Genomic DNA, 17,232 nt, shown 5'->3' with positions numbered 1-17,232 from the left:
GGAGCATCCCAGAAGAACGCATCGATGAAGATGCTACTCCCGCACTAACAAAACTTGCCTAACAAGGCCCGCCTGACAAAAAACAACCCTCATCCTTCGAGACGCGCACCGCGCTACTCAGGATGAGGGTCATCGTTCCGCTCGCCTATCAGGCCGACTTCTTCGGCTTGTCGTCGTCGACTTCCGTGAATTCGGCGTCGACCACGTCATCCTTCTCGGCATCGCGCTTGGCGTCAGCCTCGGCCTGCTGGGTGTACATCGCTTCGCCGAGCTTCATCGAAGCTTGCGCCAGCGTGTTGGTCTTGGCCTTGATCGCCTCGGCATCATCACCCTTCAGAGCTTCCTTCAGGTCGCTCATGGCATCCTCGATGGCGCGGCGCTCGGTCTCACCAACCTTGTCGCCATGCTCGCCGAGAGCCTTCTCGGTCGAATGCACGAGGGCATCGCCGTGGTTCTTGGCATCGACAGCCTCACGACGCTTCTTGTCCTCGGCAGCGTTCGCTTCGGCGTCCTTGACCATCTTCTGGATGTCGGACTCGGACAGACCGCCGGATGCCTGGATCCGGATCTGCTGTTCCTTGTTGGTCGCCTTGTCCTTCGCCGACACGTTGACGATGCCATTGGCGTCGATGTCGAAGGTCACCTCGACCTGCGGCATGCCGCGCGGAGCCGGCGGAATGCCCATCAGGTCGAACTGGCCGAGCGGCTTGTTGTCGGCCGCCATTTCGCGCTCACCCTGGAAGACCCGGATGGTAACGGCGTTCTGGTTGTCTTCGGCCGTCGAGAACACCTGGCTCTTCTTGGTCGGGATCGTTGTATTGCGCTCGATGATCCGGGTGAACACGCCACCCAGCGTCTCGATGCCCAGCGACAGCGGGGTCACGTCGAGCAGCAGCACGTCCTTGACGTCGCCCTGCAGCACGCCGGCCTGAATGGCGGCGCCGATGGCCACGACTTCGTCCGGGTTGACGCCCTTGTGGGGCTCCTTGCCGAAGAACTGCTTCACGACTTCCTGGATCTTCGGCATGCGGATCATGCCGCCGACCAGAACCACTTCGCCGATTTCACCGGCGGTGAGGCCGGCATCCTTGAGCGCCTTGCGGCAAGGCTCGATGGTCTTCTGCACGAGATCGTCGACCAGCGCTTCGAACTTGGCGCGGGTCAGCTTCAGCGTCAGATGCTTCGGACCTGAGGCATCCGCCGTGATGAACGGCAGGTTGATTTCGGTCTGGGTCGTCGACGACAGCTCGATCTTCGCCTTTTCTGCAGCTTCCTTCAGACGCTGCAGGGCCAGCTTGTCGTTGCGCAGGTCGATGCCCTGCTCTTTCTTGAACTCGTCGGCGAGGTAGCCGACCAGACGCATGTCGAAGTCTTCACCGCCGAGAAACGTATCGCCGTTGGTGGACTTCACTTCGAACACGCCGTCGCCGATCTCAAGGATCGAGACGTCGAAGGTACCACCGCCGAGGTCGTACACCGCGATGGTGCCGGACTTCGACTTGTCGAGGCCGTAAGCGAGCGCAGCAGCAGTCGGCTCGTTGATGATGCGCAGCACTTCGAGACCAGCGATCTTGCCGGCATCCTTGGTGGCCTGACGCTGGGCGTCGTTGAAGTAAGCGGGCACGGTGATGACGGCCTGCTCGACCTTCTGGCCGAGATGAGCCTCCGCGGTCTCCTTCATCTTCTGCAGCGTGAAGGCGGAGATCTGCGAGGGCGAATAGGTTTTACCGTCGACTTCGACCCAGGCGTCGCCATTGCCACCTTTGGCAATCTTGTAGGGGACGAGCTTCTTGTCCTTCTCGACGGTCGGATCGTCATAGCGGCGGCCGATCAGGCGCTTCACCGCGAAAATGGTGCGCTCGGGATTGGTAACTGCCTGGCGCTTGGCCGGCTGGCCGACGAGGCGCTCGCCATCATCGGTAAAAGCCACGATGGACGGCGTGGTCCGCATGCCTTCTGCGTTCTCGATGACCTTCGGCGTTTTGCCATCCATGACGGCGACGCAGGAATTCGTCGTACCGAGGTCGATACCGATGACCTTTCCCATGCTCTCATATCCTTTTTCTGCGGCAGGTTGGCTGGGCCCTGACGGCACCCCGCTCCCAACCCCCAAACATCAACTATTCGCGATATTGCGACGGTAGGCCTCATATAGGAGGGGGGGTGGTGGCCGCAAGGCATCTGGCACACTCCAGACCCATGAAAACACGACCGGTGCGCGAAATTAATATTTGGTGAAACAGACCCTTGGCGGTTGTTTCGCCAATACGCGACGGATGGGCGCGGACGGCGCCGGGAACGGATTTATGGCTTGATCTGTTGGCGGAACAGGGCAACCGTGAACGCCCTTCCGGCCGGTCGCGTGACGGCCAAGGCCGGAGCCCCGCACCATCGAACAGCCTCAATGCAAACCCAGTAGATTTTTCATGAAACATGCTGCGCCCCTGTTCGCCTTGACCATGCTGACGGCCATTTCGGTCGCCCACCGTCCCGCTTTGGCGGCCGATCCGATTTTCCCGCCGGGGCTCCGCGTGGGTCTGGCCCCGCTGGTCGGCCTCGCCCCGGCAAAGACCTTTGTCGGCTTCGAGACCTCCGATCAGGGCGTTAAGGTGCTCATGACCGAGCTACCAGCCGCCGCCTTCAACGAGGTTGAGATCGCGTTCAAGGCCAATCCGGCTGGTATGGCCGCGAAGCCCGAGAGCATCGAGACCACGGCCGGAAAGGCCTTCTACACGATCGAGAACGCCAAGGACGCGACCGGCAATGTCAGGCGCTATTCGATGATCGTCGGCGGCGGGACCTTCTCCGGCTATGTCGCCGTGCAGGTCCCGGAAAACGCCCAGAAAATCTACACCGACGACGCGGTGCGCCAGATGCTCTCATCCGCCGTGGTCCGCAAGGAAGTCCCGCTGGCAGAACAACTCGGTCTGATGCCGTTCAAGGTCTCGGAAATGAGCGACTTCAAGACCGTCCGCACGCTGGCGCCGGGTGCCGCGCTATTGCTGGCCGACTCGAGCGACGAGAACAGCATCGAAACGAGTCCTTTCGTGGTGATCGGCAGCCTGGCCTCCGCGCCGGAAAAGGCTGAAGATCGCGGCCGCTTTGCCCAGCAGGCCGCAGGCACGATTCCCGGCCTGCGCGAAGGCCGCATCACCATGTCGGAGCCGCAACGGATCGACGGCATGGCAGGCTGGGAGACCCGTATCGACGCCGTCAGCGGCAAGAACAACACGCCGGTCAGCGTTGTGCAGTGGCTGCGCTTCGGCGGCGGCAAGGTCACCATGCGCATTATCGCAAGCGCCCCACGTGACGATTGGGCCAAGGCGTTTCCGCGCTTCCGCGCCGTGCGCGACGGTATCGAGCCGCGCTAAAGAACGCACGGCCGTCCTCACGGCCCGCTTTACGATCTCCCCGTGACCTGATTTGCTGGGCCAATTTGGTACGGGGAATTTCGCGATGCTCAACAGACGTCAGATTCTCGGGGGGCTTGGAGCCGTAGCCATGACCAGTCTAGCTCCCAAAACATTATCCGCCGCCGGCAAGGTCAGTCTCGATCGCACATCCGTTCTGCTGGTGATCGACGTGCAGAACTGCTTCCTGCCGGGCGGCAGCTTGGCCGTGAAGGACGGCGACAAGGTCGTCCCGGTCATCAACGGCATCGCGAAGAAATTCGCCGATGTGGTGATGACGCAGGACTGGCACACGCCGGGCCATATCTCCTTCGCATCCAGCCACAGCGGCAAGAAGCCGTTTGAGACCCTTGAGGTGAAATACGGCAAGCAGGTGCTGTGGCCGGATCACTGCGTGCAGGGCACTGAAGGGGCTGCGCTGTCGAAGGATCTCGCGATCCCGCATACCGAGCTGATCCTGCGCAAGGGCTTCAACAAGGACGTCGACAGCTATTCGGCGTTTACCGAGGCTGACGGAAAGACCACCACCGGTCTTGCCGCCTATCTGAAAGCCCGCAAATTGCAGCGCGTATTTATCGTCGGCCTCGCCACCGACTTCTGTGTCGCGTGGTCGGCGCTCGATGCGCGAAAAGCAGGTTTCGATGTCTATGTAGTCGAAGATGCCTGCCGCGGCATCGACACGCAGGGCTCACTGGCCAAAGCCTGGGCCGACATGAACAAGGCCGGCGTGAAGCGTATTCAGTCGGGCGATCTGGCGGCTTGACTCTCGCTGTCATCGCCCGGCTTGACCGGGCGATCCAGCTCCTACTACGCAGCTTTACTCCGACGCTACAGGTGCAGCCTTGGCGCCACCCTTCGAGACACCAACCAGCGCCGGGCGCAGCACGCGCTCGCCAATGGTGTAGCCGGCCTGCACGACCTGAACGACGGTGCCCGCAGGCACGGAAGCATCGGGCACTTCGTACATCGCCTGCTGGAAATTCGGATCGAACTTCTCGCCCGACGGGTCGAACTTCTTCACGCCGTTCTTTTCCAGCGTGTTGAGCAGCGAACGCTCGGTGAGCTCGACGCCTTCGAGGAGCGCCTTCAGGCCCGGATCGGCCGCGGCCTTGGTGTCGGCAGGCACGGCATCCAGCGCACGCTGCAGGCTGTCGGCGATATCGAGCACTTCGCGCGCGAAATTGGCGATCGCATAGGTGCGGCCGTCCGCGACTTCCTTCTGGGTCCGCTTGCGCAGGTTTTCCATCTCCGCCAGCGTGCGCAGCATCTTGTCGCGCGATTCCGCTGCTTCCTTGGTCAGGGCCTCGACCGAATTCGGTTCCGGATCGTCCGGCATGATGTAGGGCTTGGAGACCACCGGATCGGCGGCCTGCGCCGTCTTGTCCTGATTGTCGTTCTGCCCATTGGAATCAGTCATCACGCTGCCTTCTCAAAAACACGCCAAAATGGTGGGATTGCTGAGCGGGATATCGGGGTTTGAGCGCCGAAAATCAAGCGCAACCGGCCGGATTCGGCCGATCTGTCAGCCCCCGAGCATGCGGCTGACGATGCGCGCCGCGTAATCTACCATCGGGATCACCCGCGCATAGTTCAGCCGGGTCGGCCCGATGACACCGAGAACGCCGACAATATGGCCGGCGCCATCGCTGTAGGGCGCAATGATCGTGGACGAGCCGGACAGCGAGAACAGCTTGTTTTCCGAGCCGATGAAGATGCGGACACCTTCGGCCGTCTCCGCCCGGCCGAGAAGGTCGATCACCTCGCGCTTGGCTTCGAGATCGTCGAACAGGAGGCGAACGCGTTCAAGATCCTCCAGCGCATGGAGATCCTCGAGCAGATTGGCCTGGCCGCGCACGATCAGCTGCCGATCGTCCTTCTCGCCACCCGACCAGCTGGCAATGCCGGCGGCAATGACCTTCTGGGTCAGCTGATCGAGTTCGATCTGGTTCTGGGTCAGCGCCGTTTCCAGCTCCAGCCGGGCCTCAGCCAGCGTACGGCCGCGAATCCGGGCATTGAGGAAGTTCGACGCCTCGTTCAGCGCCGACGACGGCACGCCGGGCGGCAGGGTCAGCACGCGATTTTCGACCTGGCCATCCTCGGCGACCAACACGACCAGCGCCTTTTCGGGCTCCAGACGGACGAATTCGATGTGTTTCAGCCGCACATTGGACTTGGCGGTCAGAACCACCGCTGCCGCGCGGGTCAGCCCGGACAGCTGCGTCAGCGCCTCGCCGAGCGCCGCCTCCACCGTCTGCGAGCGCCCCACCGAGGACAGTTGCTGCTGGATCGATTGCCGCTCCGGCTCGGTGAGGTCACCGACCTGCATCAAGGCATCGACAAAAAACCGCAGTCCGAGTTCGGTCGGCAGCCGTCCTGCAGAGGTATGCGGCGCATAGATCAGGCCGAGCTGCTCCAGGTCCGACATGACGTTGCGGACCGACGCCGGCGACAGCGGAACCGTGATCAGGCGCGAAATATTGCGCGAACCGACCGGTTCGCCGGTGGCGAGATAGCTCTCGACGATCTGCCGGAAGATCTCACGCGATCGCTCATTGAGCTGGGCGAGCCCGGCATGCGGCGAAATCAGGCCGATCGGATCGTGGTGGGCCACAGGGTACTCCTTGAGGACCTAATCTGTCGCCCCGAGCCCCCGGATACAAGCACCATTGCGGTTGTGGAACCTGCCCTGCCCTTGCCGCTGCGGTCCGTGGCCCCTAAAAGCACCGCGAACAGGCTTTCTCTGGACATTTGGAAGGATTTTCTCATGCGGCCAAGCCGTCGTGCGCCCGATGAACTGCGCGCCGTGTCGCTGGAACGCGGCGTGGTCAAATATGCCGAAGGTTCCTGCATGGTGAAATTCGGCGACACTCATGTGCTGGTGACCGCCACGCTGGAAGAGCGCCTGCCGCCATGGCTCAAGGGCCAGGGCCGCGGCTGGGTCACCGCCGAATACGGCATGCTGCCCCGCGCCACGCTGGAACGCACCCGCCGCGAAGCCGCATCCGGCAAGCAGGGCGGCCGCACCGTCGAGATCCAGCGCCTGATCGGCCGCTCGCTGCGCGCTGCCGTCGACCTCGAAGCGCTCGGCGAACGCCAGATCACCATCGACTGCGACGTGATCCAGGCCGATGGGGGCACCCGTACGGCGTCGATCACCGGCGCATGGGTTGCGCTGGCCGACTGCATCTCGTGGATGAAGAACCGCAACATGTTTAAGAATGGCGGCGGCAACGTGCTGCGCGACAATATCGCCGCGATTTCCTGCGGCATCTATCAGGGCACCCCGGTGCTCGATCTCGACTACGCCGAGGATTCCGAAGCCGATACCGACGCCAATTTCGTGATGACCGGCGACGGCCGCATCATCGAGGTGCAGGGGACCGCCGAGAAGACACCATTCACGCAGGATGAGTTCCTGAAGTTGATGGCACTGGCGCAAAAGGGCGTCGGACGCCTCGTCGAGCTCCAGAAAATGGCCGTCACGTGATTCCGCAAGTCATCAAGCAGGCGTAGACTCGCATCATGCATCGTCGAATCACTGGGAAGCTCGTCATCGCCACCCACAATCCCGGCAAGCTTGCCGAGATGCGCGATCTCCTGGCGCCCTATGGCATCGAAGCAGTATCGGCCGGCGAACTCGACCTCGCCGAGCCCGACGAGACCGGCGACACCTTCAAGGCCAATGCCGCCATCAAGGCGATTGCCGCGGCCAATGTCGCGCAATTGCCGGCCTTCGCGGATGATTCAGGCCTCGTCGTCGATGCCCTCGACGGCGCACCCGGCATCTTCTCGGCGCGCTGGGCCGGCGAGTCCAAGGACTTCACCGGCGCGATGACGCGGATCGAACGCCTGTTGCAGGAGCGCGGCGCGACCTCGCCTGACAAGCGCACCGCGCATTTCGTCTCGGCACTCTGCGTGGCGTGGCCCGACGGTCATCTCGAGGAAGTCGAAGCGCACGCCCATGGCACGCTGGTCTGGCCGCCGCGCGGCACTGCCGGCTTCGGCTACGATCCGATATTCCTGCCCGATGGTCACACCCGCACCTATGGCGAAATGACCGCGGTCGAGAAGCACGGGTTGCCGCCACTCGGCGAGGGCTTGTCGCATCGCGCCAGGGCATTCGTGAAACTCGCGGAGATCTGCCTTGAACCCCGCTGACGCACAGCAGGACGCTTTCGGCGTCTATGTGCACTGGCCGTTCTGCCTGTCGAAGTGCCCGTATTGCGACTTCAACAGCCACGTCCGTCATCACGCCGTCGACGAAGTACGTTTCGCGCGGGCCTTCGCACGGGAGATCGAAACCACGGCTGCCCGCACGCCAGGCCGCACCGTGACGTCGATCTTTCTCGGCGGCGGCACGCCGTCGCTGATGCAGCCGCAGACCGTCGGCGCGATTCTGGATTCGATCGGAAAATACTGGAACGTTGCCTCCGACGTCGAAGTATCACTCGAAGCTAACCCGACCTCCGTCGAAGCGACGCGCTTTCGCGGTTATCGCGAGGCCGGCGTCAACCGCGTGTCGCTCGGCGTACAAGCGCTTGACGATGCGTCGCTGAAATCACTGGGACGTTTGCATACGGCGCGCGAGGCACTCGATGCCGTGGCCATCGCGCGCAGCGCGTTCGATCGGTATTCGTTCGATCTGATCTATGCGCGCCCCGACCAGACCCCGCAGATGTGGACCGACGAACTCAAGCTCGCCATCTCGGAAGCCGCCGAGCATCTATCGCTGTATCAGCTGACCATCGAGGAAGGCACGCCGTTCTTCGGGTTGCACGCCGCCGGCAAGCTCAAGACCCCCGACGAGGGCCTCGCGCGCGCACTTTATGACGTGACGCAGGAAGTCTGCGCACAGCAGGGCCTGCCGTTCTACGAGATTTCCAACCACGCTCGCCCCGGTGCGGAGTGCAAGCACAATCTCGTCTACTGGCGCGGTCAGGAATATGCCGGCATCGGGCCTGGCGCCCATGGCCGCCTCGACATCGACGGTGTCAGACATGCCATTGCCACCGAGAAGCGTCCGGAAGCCTGGGTGATGCGTGTGGAAGACAACGGCCACGGCGTCACGTCGGATGAATTGCTCAACAGCGAAGAACGCGCCGACGAATATCTGCTGATGGGCCTGCGCCTCGCCGAAGGCATCGATCCCGCGCGCTATCAGATGCTGTCCGGCCGCGCGCTGGATGAGAAGCGCATCGCCATCCTGCGCGAGGAAGGCGCCATCGTCGTCGAGCAGAACGGCCGCCTGCGCGTGACGCAGGAGGGATTCCCTGTGCTTGATGCTGTCGTGGCAGATCTGGCGGCGTAGGCGCTACGCCCCGAAACTCTTCGGCGAGCCCGCCACGGCCTGACCACCACCCGACGCAACCTTCATCACGGCGAGGCCGCGATCGTTGCCGCCATCGCTGCGGAAACGAAACAGACCATCGATGCCGGCAAAGCCGGATGGATTGGTGAGCGTTTCAGGTGCGAAGCGCTGTCCGCCTTGGGTGCGCGCCAAAGCGGCGACCAGCGCGACCGCATCGTAAGCGAGCGTCGCGGTACGCACGGGATCGCCGCCATATTTCGCGCGATAACGGCCCGCAAAGGCACGAAACCCTGCAGGATCTGGCGCGGCATAGAGCCCGCCCTGCAAGGCCGCGCTGTTGAAGACGCGCGGATTGTCCCACAGGCCCGTGCCGAGCAATTGCACATTGCGCAGATTGGCACCCGCCGCAGTCAAGGCATCAGCCGTTGCGACAACCGCGTCGCCATCGTCGGCAATGAACAACGCGTCGGCGCCGGTGAGCGATGCGGCAATGTTGCGTGCTGCGCTGGAGCGGTCCGCGCCATACCGCTCAAAAGCGACGACGCGGCCACCCTTGCGCGCGACGGCCTGCTTGAACGCAACTTCAACCACATTGCCATAGGCATTCTCGGGCAGCATCGCCGCAAAGGAGCGTTTGCCCGTGCCCGCGGCGTAATCGACGATGCGATTGACGTCGGACTCGGGCAGGAAACTGAGCAAATAGACACCACGGCCGGCGACGCTGGAATCGGTCGAGAACGCGATCACCGGCACGTTGCGCGCGCGCGTGAGCTGCGCGGTGGCCGGCACTGACAGCGCAAACAACGGTCCGAGAATGATTTCGGATCCTTCGTCGAGCGCCTGCTGGGCGGCCTGCTGCGCGCCCTGCGCACTGCCATTGTCATCCTTGATCAGGAGTTGAATGCTGGGATTCTGGAATTCGGTGAGCGCCATTTCGGCGGCGTTCTTCATCGACTGCGCGGCGACGCCAGCATTGCCGGAAGCCGACAGCGGCAGGATCAGTCCGACTTTCGTGCCCCCGGTGCCGATGGCTTGCGACTGCTGCGCCGGTCCGGCAGGCGGTCCCGATGGCGCCGTCGGTCCGGTGCCAAACGCATTGGTCAGCGTCGATTGCACACCCGCGCAGGCCCCGAGCAGCGGCGCGCCCAACAGCAGGCCGACAGCCGTCCGCCGTGTTGCGCCCGACGTCGCGCCCTTGGTCCCGGATTTGGGGTCGAACGGATCCGCCATCACTTCTCTTCTCTCGGCCGTATCAGATCGGCCCGCCTCGGCACCCACTATACAGTGTGAGGCGCGGATTCAGACATATTGTCGGCGATAAGTTAACCAAAACAAAAGCTTTATGTCCGGCATACCCCGTCACCGCGGCCGGATTAGCACGACGGGAATGAACCACGGCCAAACGCCCAAAAAACGGCTGTCCCCCTTTGGCGCAATTCGCTCTACATTGTCGCCATGCGCGCAACACCCCTCTCCTCATCGCCTGCGGACGCCGCGGCACCATCGGCCCGGACCTTCACGGTCTCCGGCCATCTGCTCATGGCACCGAAAGCTGTTCCGGGGCTGCATCTCGTAGCCACGCCGATCGGCAATCTTGGCGACATCACCCTGCGCGCGCTGGAGACCCTGGCGGGGGTCGATATTATCGCCTGCGAAGACACCCGCATCACCCGCCGCCTGACCGAGCGCTACGGGATCACTGGCACACTCAAGCAATATCATGAACACAATGCCGAACAGGCACGGCCAAAAATTCTTGAAAAGCTGTCGCAGGGCGCGTCCATCGCGCTGGTGTCGGATGCCGGCACGCCATTGATTTCCGACCCGGGCTTCAAACTGGTGCGGGAAGTGACTGCAGCAGGCTTCAATGTGATTTCGCTGCCGGGGCCATCCTCGGTGCTGGCCGCGCTGGCCGTGTCGGCGCTGCCGACCGATCGCTTCTTCTTCGAGGGCTTTCTGCCATCGCGGCAGATGGCACGCCGCTCACGGCTGACGGAGCTCGCTGCCATCGACGCCACGCTGGTGATGTTCGACTCCGGCAACCGCGTGCAGGAAACGCTGGCTGATCTCGCCGATATCATGGGCAACCGCGATGCGGCGATCTGCCGCGAACTCACGAAGATGCATGAAGAGATCAATCGTGGACCCATTGTCGATCTGGCCAAGGGGGCCGATGGGCTGGAGACCCGCGGTGAATTCGTGCTCGTCATCGGGCCACCGGCTGCGGATGCGCAGGCCATGACCGAGAACGATCTCGATGCCCTGCTGCGCAGCTCGTTGCAGCGCGACAGCGTCAAGGATGCCGTGGCGCATGCGGTCGAACTGTCCGGCCGGCCGCGCCGCGCCGTCTATGCCCGCGCGCTGGAGCTCGCCAAGGAGATTCACAGGGACTCCGGCGATGGCGAAGACTGACAAAGTCTCCGCGCCGAAACCCGCGGCCAGACCGGCAGCGCCGGAACGTGTTGCCGCGTTCAATACCGGCCTCTCCGCCGAAAGCCGTGCCGCTGCTTTGCTGCTGGCCAAGGGCTACCGCATCCTCGCCCGCCGCTTTCGTACCCCCCATGGCGAGATCGACATTGTCGCCAAGAAACGCAGCCTGATCGCCTTTGTCGAGGTGAAGGCCCGCGCCAGCCTGGACGAGGCCGCCTATGCGGTGACACCACGTCAGCAGGCCCGGATCATGGATGCCGCCCAGGGCTGGCTGATGGCGCATCCCGAACATGCAGAATTCGACCTGCGTTTCGACGTCGTGCTGATTGCGCCAAGACATCTGCCACGCCATCTGTTAGCGGCATTCGACGCCAGTACCTGAATTTTCGCTTTCCCGACCACAATTCCGGACCCCAGCATGACCTTGAACGTCGCCGTCCAGATGGACCCCATTGCGCGCATCAATCACAAGGGCGATTCGACCTTCGCGATGTTGCTGGAAGCCCAGAAGCGTGGCCACAAACTGTCCTATTACACGCCGGACAAGCTCTCGCTGCGCGGCAATGACGTGGTGGCGCCAGTGCAATCGCTGTCGGTGCGCGATATCGAGGGCGATTATTTCACCCTCGGCGATCCCACCCGCACCAACATGGAATCCTTCGACGTGGTGTTGCTGCGGCAGGACCCGCCATTCGATCTCGCTTACATCACCTCGACGCATCTGCTCGAGCGCATTCATCCGAAGACGCTGGTGGTCAATGATCCAGCCTCGGTGCGCAACGCGCCGGAGAAGATCTTTGTGATGGGCTTCTCGGACCTGATGCCGCCGACGCTGATCTCGCGCGACAAGGACGAGATCAATGCATTCCGCGCCGAGCATGGCGCCGTGGTGATGAAGCCGCTGCACGGCCATGGCGGCGCAGCGGTGTTTCGCGTGCTGCCGCAGGACATGAATTTCGGTTCGCTCTACGATCTGTTCTCCGTGACCTTCAAGGAGCAGTGGGTCATCCAGCGCTTCCTCCCCGAAGTGAAGCATGGTGACAAGCGCATCATCCTGATCGACGGCGAATTCGCGGGTGCCGTGAACCGCGTGCCGGCTGAAGACGATTTGCGCTCTAACATGGTGCGTGGCGGCGCCGCCAAGGCCACCGAACTCTCGCCGCGTGAGCGCGAAATCTGCGAACGGGTCGGACCGGCACTGCGTGATCTCGGTCTGCTGTTCGTCGGTATCGACGTGATCGACGGCAATCTCACCGAGATCAACGTGACGTCGCCCACGGGCATTCGCGCCATCGCCAAGCTTGGCGGACCGGATGTCGCGGCGCGTGTGTGGGACGTGGTCGAAGCGAAGCGGAAGTAACTCCGCTCACATCACTCGTTGCGCTGCGTCAATGATTGACGCATCTGTTCGAATTCCATTTGTCGCAATTCTCCGCCTGCTGCTTTTGCTTGCCAGTCATGGACGGCAAGCGCAGCATGTTGATGCACGCTTGACCAATCGGGCGGCCCGCTACATGTGGCGGCAAGCAAAAGCATTTCAGTGGAGAAACGCATGACTTCAGAAGTTTCGCGAAGGTCCCTGCTCTCGCTCGGCGCTGGTTTGGGCGCAAATCTTCTCGCTCCCGGCCTCATCGGCAGCGCATCGGCCAAGGCACCAAAGCTCGGCACACAGGCGCCCTACTTCCACCGTTTCATGTTAGGCAGCGCGGAAGTCACCGTTGTCTCCGACGGACCTTTGCCGCTCGGCGATCCCTCCGGCACATTCGTCGGCGTACCCAAGGAAGACGTGCAGAAGATGCTGACAGATAATTTCCTCAGCAGCAGCAATGTCGTGCTCGAACAGAACGCGCCGATCGTCAACATGGGCGACAAGCTCATCCTGTTCGACACCGGCATGGGCACGTCACAACTATTCGGCAACACCACGGGCCGCCTGCAGAAGAGCATGGCCGAAGCCGGCATCAAGCCGGGCGATATCGATGCCGTCGTGTGCTCGCACGCCCATATCGATCATATCGGCGGCATCGTCGATGCCAATGACAAGCCGCTGTTTCCCAACGCGCAGGTCTATCTCAGCGAGGAAGACTTCAAGTTCTGGACCGACGAAGGCAAGCTCGGTTCGCCGCTCAAGGACTTCATCGTCCATGCACGCAAGAACCTGCTGCCGGTCAAGGATCGCCTGGTGTTCTTCAAGGACGGCCAGGAGTTCCTGCCGGGCGTCACCGCCATGCATGCACCTGGCCATACGTTCGGCCACCACATGTTCATGATACAGTCGGACGGGAAATCTTTCGCCTTCCTCGGCGACCTCACCCATCATCAGGTGCTGCTGCTGGAGAAGCCGCGGATGGAGTTCGCCTATGACTCCGATCCGAAGATGGCAGCGGCGACGCGGGTGAAGATGCTCGACATGCTCGCAGCCAACAAGACCGCCGTGATGTCCTATCACTTCGCGTGGCCGGGCTATGGTCATGTGGTGAAATCAGGCGACGGCTTCCGCTATATCGCCGAGCCGATGGTGATGAATCTCTAGCGGAAATCCTGCGACTTTCCTGCGGCGATCTTGAGACAGTGACCGCCGCAGGAATTCCGCAGCAATTTATCCTCACGCCGCGGATGAGGCGTCCCTCGGACGTCTCTCCGCTCCGCGTTTGTAGATCCGGAACGTGCCACGTCCGGCATCCTTCGCCGCATAGAGCGCCGAATCGGCCATGGCTGCGAATTGCGATGACGTGCAGTTATCGGCCAGCGCGATGCCGACCGATGCACCGACGCGCAACTGTTGCCCACGATGATCGATGGGCAGGCCTAGCTGCGTGACAATGGCGCGCGCCGTCTCCGAGGCTTCCTCGAATTCCGCGTGAGGCCCCAGCAGAACCGCGAATTCGTCACCGCCGAGTCGTGCGACCAGTTCCGCACCGGCACAGATGTTGCGAATTCGATTTGCAACGACGGTCAGGCAGGCATCGCCGGCGGCGTGGCCGAAACAGTCATTGACCGGCTTGAATTCATCGAGATCGATCAACAGCAGCGCGCCGAACGGCTTCACCTTGATGGCCGACGCCGCATCGAAGAGCGACAGCTTGGTTTGAAACTGGCTGCGATTGGCGAGGCCGGTCAGCGTATCGAATTCGGCGAGATAGCGATTGCGATCCGCCAGAATTTTCTCTTCGGTGATGTCTTGCTTCATGCCGAAAATGCGGACGGCAACGCCGTCGACCGACTCGGCAGTGGCCGTGATCCTGATCCAGCGCCGGTTGCCCTTGAAGGTGATGATCTCCGCATCGAGACTGAAGCCCGTGCGATCCTCGATGGCCTTGCTGCGCTGCTTCGTCAGTTCCCTGACGGATTCTTCGGGATAACAGGCGAGCGCCTCCTCGCGAATCGGCGTCGAGCCACGCGGTAGATCGAAGATGTCATAGACGACATCGGTCCAGACCAGCGATTCATCGGAGAGGTCGCATTCCCAGACGCCGATTCGCGCTGCCGCCGAGGAGCGATCGAATATCTTCCGGCTATGCGCCAGCGAAGCAGCCTGTTGATCGATGATGGCCTGCTGAGCTTCGATCTGCGCCTTCAGCGCAGCGATCAGGTCGGCGTCATCCGGAGCGTCTGGCGGCATCGACAAGCGATCTGACATCTGCGGGCACCCAGTCTTCGTCTCGAAGCTCATAGGATGCTTTGCATGACGTGTTTAAGATTTTCTACGCCAATGGCCGACTTCAGCCAAAACCAGCATACTTTACCGCTACATTTCGTTCACTGATTGTTCTTGAAGTATAAGCAACCTTAGGTTACGCTCTCCTCTCAAATGAGGGCGGCATGGTTCAACGGGTTTCCACCGTAGCCTTTGAGGGGATCGAGGCCCGCGCGGTCGACGTGCAGGTTCAGGTCGTGCCCGGCCTGCCGAATTTCCTGATCGTCGGCCTGCCCGACAAGGCAGTATCCGAAGCGCGCGAACGGGTCCGTGCCGCGCTGGTCGCCTCGGGTCTGGCGCTGCCGGCACGGCGGATCATCGTCAATCTCGCGCCCGCTGACTTACCCAAGGAAGGCAGCCATTACGATCTGCCGATCGCGCTGGGATTGATGGCCGCGATCGGCGCGATTCCGCCGGATGCATTGGCGGGTTTTACCGTACTCGGCGAACTCGGTCTCGATGGTTCGCTCGCTCCCGTGGCCGGCGTACTGCCGGCCGCGATCGGCGCCAATGCGCGCGACGAAGGATTGATCTGTCCGGCGGACTGCGGGGCAGAAGCCGCCTGGGCCAGCCCGGACATTCAGATCATCGCCGCGACGTCGCTGATCCAGATCGCCAATCACTTTAAGGGCACGCAGGTTCTGTCGCGGCCGCAGCCGAAGATACATGCGCGTGAGGAAACGCTGCTGGATCTGCGCGACATCAAGGGACAGGAAAGCGCCAAGCGCGCGCTGGAGATCGCTGCCGCGGGCGGCCATCACCTGCTGATGGCAGGGAGTCCAGGATCAGGCAAATCCATGCTGGCGGCACGGCTCCCGTCGATCCTGCCGCCACTATCGCCGGCGGAGCTCCTCGAAGTCTCGATGATTGCGTCGGTGGCCGGCGAGATCAAGGACGGCGCACTCACCTCACGCCGGCCGTTCCGCGCACCGCATCATTCTGCCAGCATGGCCGCACTCACCGGGGGCGGGTTGCGCGCGCGGCCGGGCGAGATTTCGCTGGCGCATCAAGGCGTGCTGTTTCTCGACGAACTGCCGGAGTTCGATCCGCGCGTGCTGGATTCGCTGCGCGCGCCGCTTGAGAATGGCGAGGTGGCGGTCTCGCGCGCCAATCACCGCGTCACCTATCCCGCGCGCTTTATGCTGGTCGCTGCGATGAATCCATGCCGTTGCGGTCACGCGTTCGAGCCGGGCTTCTCCTGCAAGCGCGGCCGCATCGATCGTTGCACCTCGGATTATCAGGCGCGCATCTCGGGCCCCTTGATGGACCGCATCGATCTGCGCATCGAAGTCCCGGCGGTGACCGCGGCGGATCTCATTCTGCCGCCACCGTCGGAAGGTTCCGCCGAAGTCGCGGCGCGTGTCGCCGCCGCGCGCGATCTGCAGACCATGCGCTATGCGGCGGCGGGATTGCCGGGCACACATACCAATGCCTCCGCGCCGGCCTCTGTGCTGGAAACGGTAGCGCAGCCGGATGCCCAGGGACTGACATTGTTGCGCGATGCCGCCGAAACGATGCGACTGACCGCGCGCGGCTATCACCGCGTGCTGCGCGTGGCGCGGACGCTGGCGGATCTCGACGGCGCCGAGAAAATCGGGCGGCTGCATCTGGCCGAAGCGTTGTCTTACCGCGCGCTGGCGGAGGACATTCGCCGCGCCGCGTGAATTTCGGCAACGCCCCTGATGTGGACGTCAACGCGATAGTAACGAGTTTTGTTTACGCTCTGCTCACCATAACCCCGCGTTACGGGGCCAGGGCGAGTATCGTGTCATGCTGCGTTTCAAGATTTTAGCCTCGACGATTCCTCTGGTACTCGCGGCATTTCTCGCCCGTGGCGATCTCGTAGCCGGCACGCATCCCTGCATCTCCACCGGTGAGACCAGCGTCCAGATCGCCACCATGCCCTGGCAGGCGCAATCGCATGTCAGCTTCACCAGCGATCCCTTGCAGGCAACCGTCCGTGTGCAGATCGTCGATAGCGCCGAGATTGCCGACTTCGTCGTACTTGATGATGTCGATGCGGCGGAACCGGACGCTTGTCCCGTCACCGCTGCGACGCGCTTCATCGGCATCGCCGACACATCGGTAACATCAGAGCCCGTCATCTATCTGTCGGAACAGGGCGACGCCGACTACCGGATCTTCGTGAAATCTCGCAGCTTCACGGCGCGCGATGCCGCAGCGCTGATCGTCAGCGCCCACAGCCGGAGCCCGGCGCGGATGGCAGCGGCCAGCCTCTAGGCTGCGCATTAACGCTTCATCAACCATGTCTGCGCGGGCAAATTCAAAACTGCCACCGTGCAAGCACTTGGCAACAACATACCCGCATTGTTTCTGAGATCTGCGATCGCCTGATCGCGGCCTGTATTCGCGTGCAATCGCGAGCC

The 17,232-nt window shown here is 62.7% G+C and carries 17 protein-coding genes; 11 read left to right on the top strand and 6 right to left on the bottom strand.

The features are described 5' to 3' along the window. Positions 1-148 precede the first annotated feature (148 nt). On the bottom strand, positions 149-2,047 hold the full coding sequence (gene dnaK / locus AB7783_RS23280; RefSeq protein WP_068730261.1) for a molecular chaperone DnaK: 1,899 nt from the start codon (positions 2,045-2,047) through the stop codon (positions 149-151). A 379-nt stretch (positions 2,048-2,426) separates the two neighbouring features. Here dnaK and AB7783_RS23275 point away from each other — a divergent pair, with 379 nt between their 5' ends. Both AB7783_RS23275 and pncA read left to right on the top strand, forming a co-directional pair. Further along, positions 2,427-3,371 carry a hypothetical protein gene (locus AB7783_RS23275; RefSeq protein WP_441278901.1) on the top strand — a complete coding sequence of 315 codons (945 nt, stop codon included), beginning with the start codon at positions 2,427-2,429 and terminating at the stop codon, positions 3,369-3,371. An 85-nt stretch (positions 3,372-3,456) separates the two neighbouring features. Then, on the top strand, positions 3,457-4,173 hold the full coding sequence (gene pncA / locus AB7783_RS23270) for a bifunctional nicotinamidase/pyrazinamidase (protein ID WP_441278900.1): 717 nt from the start codon (positions 3,457-3,459) through the stop codon (positions 4,171-4,173). A 54-nt stretch (positions 4,174-4,227) separates the two neighbouring features. On the opposite strand, the gene grpE is transcribed toward pncA, so the two are convergent. Together grpE and hrcA are read right to left on the bottom strand one after the other, a co-directional pair. Continuing rightward, positions 4,228-4,827, bottom strand: a complete 600-nt coding sequence (grpE, locus tag AB7783_RS23265; RefSeq protein ID WP_120287695.1) for a nucleotide exchange factor GrpE — start codon at positions 4,825-4,827, stop codon at positions 4,228-4,230. Between the two features lie 105 nt (positions 4,828-4,932). After that, positions 4,933-6,021 (bottom strand): heat-inducible transcriptional repressor HrcA, encoded by a 1,089-nt coding sequence (gene hrcA, locus AB7783_RS23260; protein ID WP_068730256.1) that lies wholly within the window; start codon positions 6,019-6,021, stop codon positions 4,933-4,935. Positions 6,022-6,174: 153 nt separating this feature from the next. On the opposite strand from hrcA, the gene rph reads away from it, so the two are divergent. The 3 genes from rph to hemW are packed head-to-tail and all read left to right on the top strand — an operon-like array spanning position 6,175 to position 8,718. Then, on the top strand, positions 6,175-6,897 hold the full coding sequence (rph, locus tag AB7783_RS23255) for a ribonuclease PH (RefSeq protein WP_092140905.1): 723 nt from the start codon (positions 6,175-6,177) through the stop codon (positions 6,895-6,897). A gap of 35 nt (positions 6,898-6,932) precedes the next feature. Beyond that, a complete protein-coding gene (rdgB, locus tag AB7783_RS23250) occupies positions 6,933-7,568 on the top strand; it encodes an RdgB/HAM1 family non-canonical purine NTP pyrophosphatase (protein WP_441278899.1) in 636 nt (211 codons plus the stop codon). Next, on the top strand, positions 7,555-8,718 hold the full coding sequence (gene hemW / locus AB7783_RS23245; RefSeq protein ID WP_441278898.1) for a radical SAM family heme chaperone HemW: 1,164 nt from the start codon (positions 7,555-7,557) through the stop codon (positions 8,716-8,718). Before rdgB ends, hemW begins: the two co-directional genes overlap by 14 nt. A gap of 3 nt (positions 8,719-8,721) precedes the next feature. On the opposite strand, the gene AB7783_RS23240 is transcribed toward hemW, so the two are convergent. After that, positions 8,722-9,948, bottom strand: a complete 1,227-nt coding sequence (locus tag AB7783_RS23240; protein WP_093757821.1) for a penicillin-binding protein activator — start codon at positions 9,946-9,948, stop codon at positions 8,722-8,724. A 225-nt stretch (positions 9,949-10,173) separates the two neighbouring features. On the opposite strand from AB7783_RS23240, the gene rsmI reads away from it, so the two are divergent. Genes rsmI through gshB form a run of 3 tightly spaced genes read left to right on the top strand, consistent with a single transcriptional unit; the run spans position 10,174 to position 12,508 of the window. Further along, positions 10,174-11,130 carry a 16S rRNA (cytidine(1402)-2'-O)-methyltransferase gene (gene rsmI / locus AB7783_RS23235; RefSeq protein WP_441278897.1) on the top strand — a complete coding sequence of 319 codons (957 nt, stop codon included), beginning with the start codon at positions 10,174-10,176 and terminating at the stop codon, positions 11,128-11,130. Next, positions 11,117-11,530, top strand: a complete 414-nt coding sequence (locus tag AB7783_RS23230; RefSeq protein WP_175369361.1) for a YraN family protein — start codon at positions 11,117-11,119, stop codon at positions 11,528-11,530. The genes rsmI and AB7783_RS23230 overlap by 14 nt, the downstream gene beginning before the upstream one ends. A gap of 36 nt (positions 11,531-11,566) precedes the next feature. Continuing rightward, entirely contained in the window at positions 11,567-12,508 is a 942-nt protein-coding gene (gene gshB, locus AB7783_RS23225) for a glutathione synthase (protein ID WP_441278896.1), read from the top strand. 11 nt (positions 12,509-12,519) lie between these two features. On the opposite strand, the gene AB7783_RS23220 is transcribed toward gshB, so the two are convergent. Then, positions 12,520-12,702, bottom strand: a complete 183-nt coding sequence (locus AB7783_RS23220; RefSeq protein WP_184512517.1) for a hypothetical protein — start codon at positions 12,700-12,702, stop codon at positions 12,520-12,522. Here AB7783_RS23220 and AB7783_RS23215 point away from each other — a divergent pair. Continuing rightward, on the top strand, positions 12,701-13,681 hold the full coding sequence (locus AB7783_RS23215) for an MBL fold metallo-hydrolase (RefSeq protein WP_441278895.1): 981 nt from the start codon (positions 12,701-12,703) through the stop codon (positions 13,679-13,681). The two genes, AB7783_RS23220 and AB7783_RS23215, sit on opposite strands and share 2 nt — an antisense overlap. 72 nt (positions 13,682-13,753) lie before the next feature. Here AB7783_RS23215 and AB7783_RS23210 read toward each other — a convergent pair whose 3' ends face one another. Further along, positions 13,754-14,788 carry a diguanylate cyclase domain-containing protein gene (locus AB7783_RS23210; protein ID WP_441278894.1) on the bottom strand — a complete coding sequence of 345 codons (1,035 nt, stop codon included), beginning with the start codon at positions 14,786-14,788 and terminating at the stop codon, positions 13,754-13,756. A gap of 182 nt (positions 14,789-14,970) precedes the next feature. Here AB7783_RS23210 and AB7783_RS23205 point away from each other — a divergent pair, with 182 nt between their 5' ends. Together AB7783_RS23205 and AB7783_RS23200 are read left to right on the top strand one after the other, a co-directional pair. Next, positions 14,971-16,509, top strand: a complete 1,539-nt coding sequence (locus AB7783_RS23205; RefSeq protein ID WP_441278893.1) for a YifB family Mg chelatase-like AAA ATPase — start codon at positions 14,971-14,973, stop codon at positions 16,507-16,509. Positions 16,510-16,615: 106 nt separating this feature from the next. Then, positions 16,616-17,086, top strand: coding sequence for a hypothetical protein (locus AB7783_RS23200; RefSeq protein ID WP_309941494.1), 471 nt, complete (start codon positions 16,616-16,618; stop codon positions 17,084-17,086). Positions 17,087-17,232 lie beyond the last annotated feature (146 nt).

It is taken from the genome of Tardiphaga sp. 172_B4_N1_3 (assembly GCF_052076035.1).
GTDB lineage: Bacteria > Pseudomonadota > Alphaproteobacteria > Rhizobiales > Xanthobacteraceae > Tardiphaga > Tardiphaga robiniae.
This window is presented reverse-complemented; position numbering and strand designations above follow the sequence as displayed.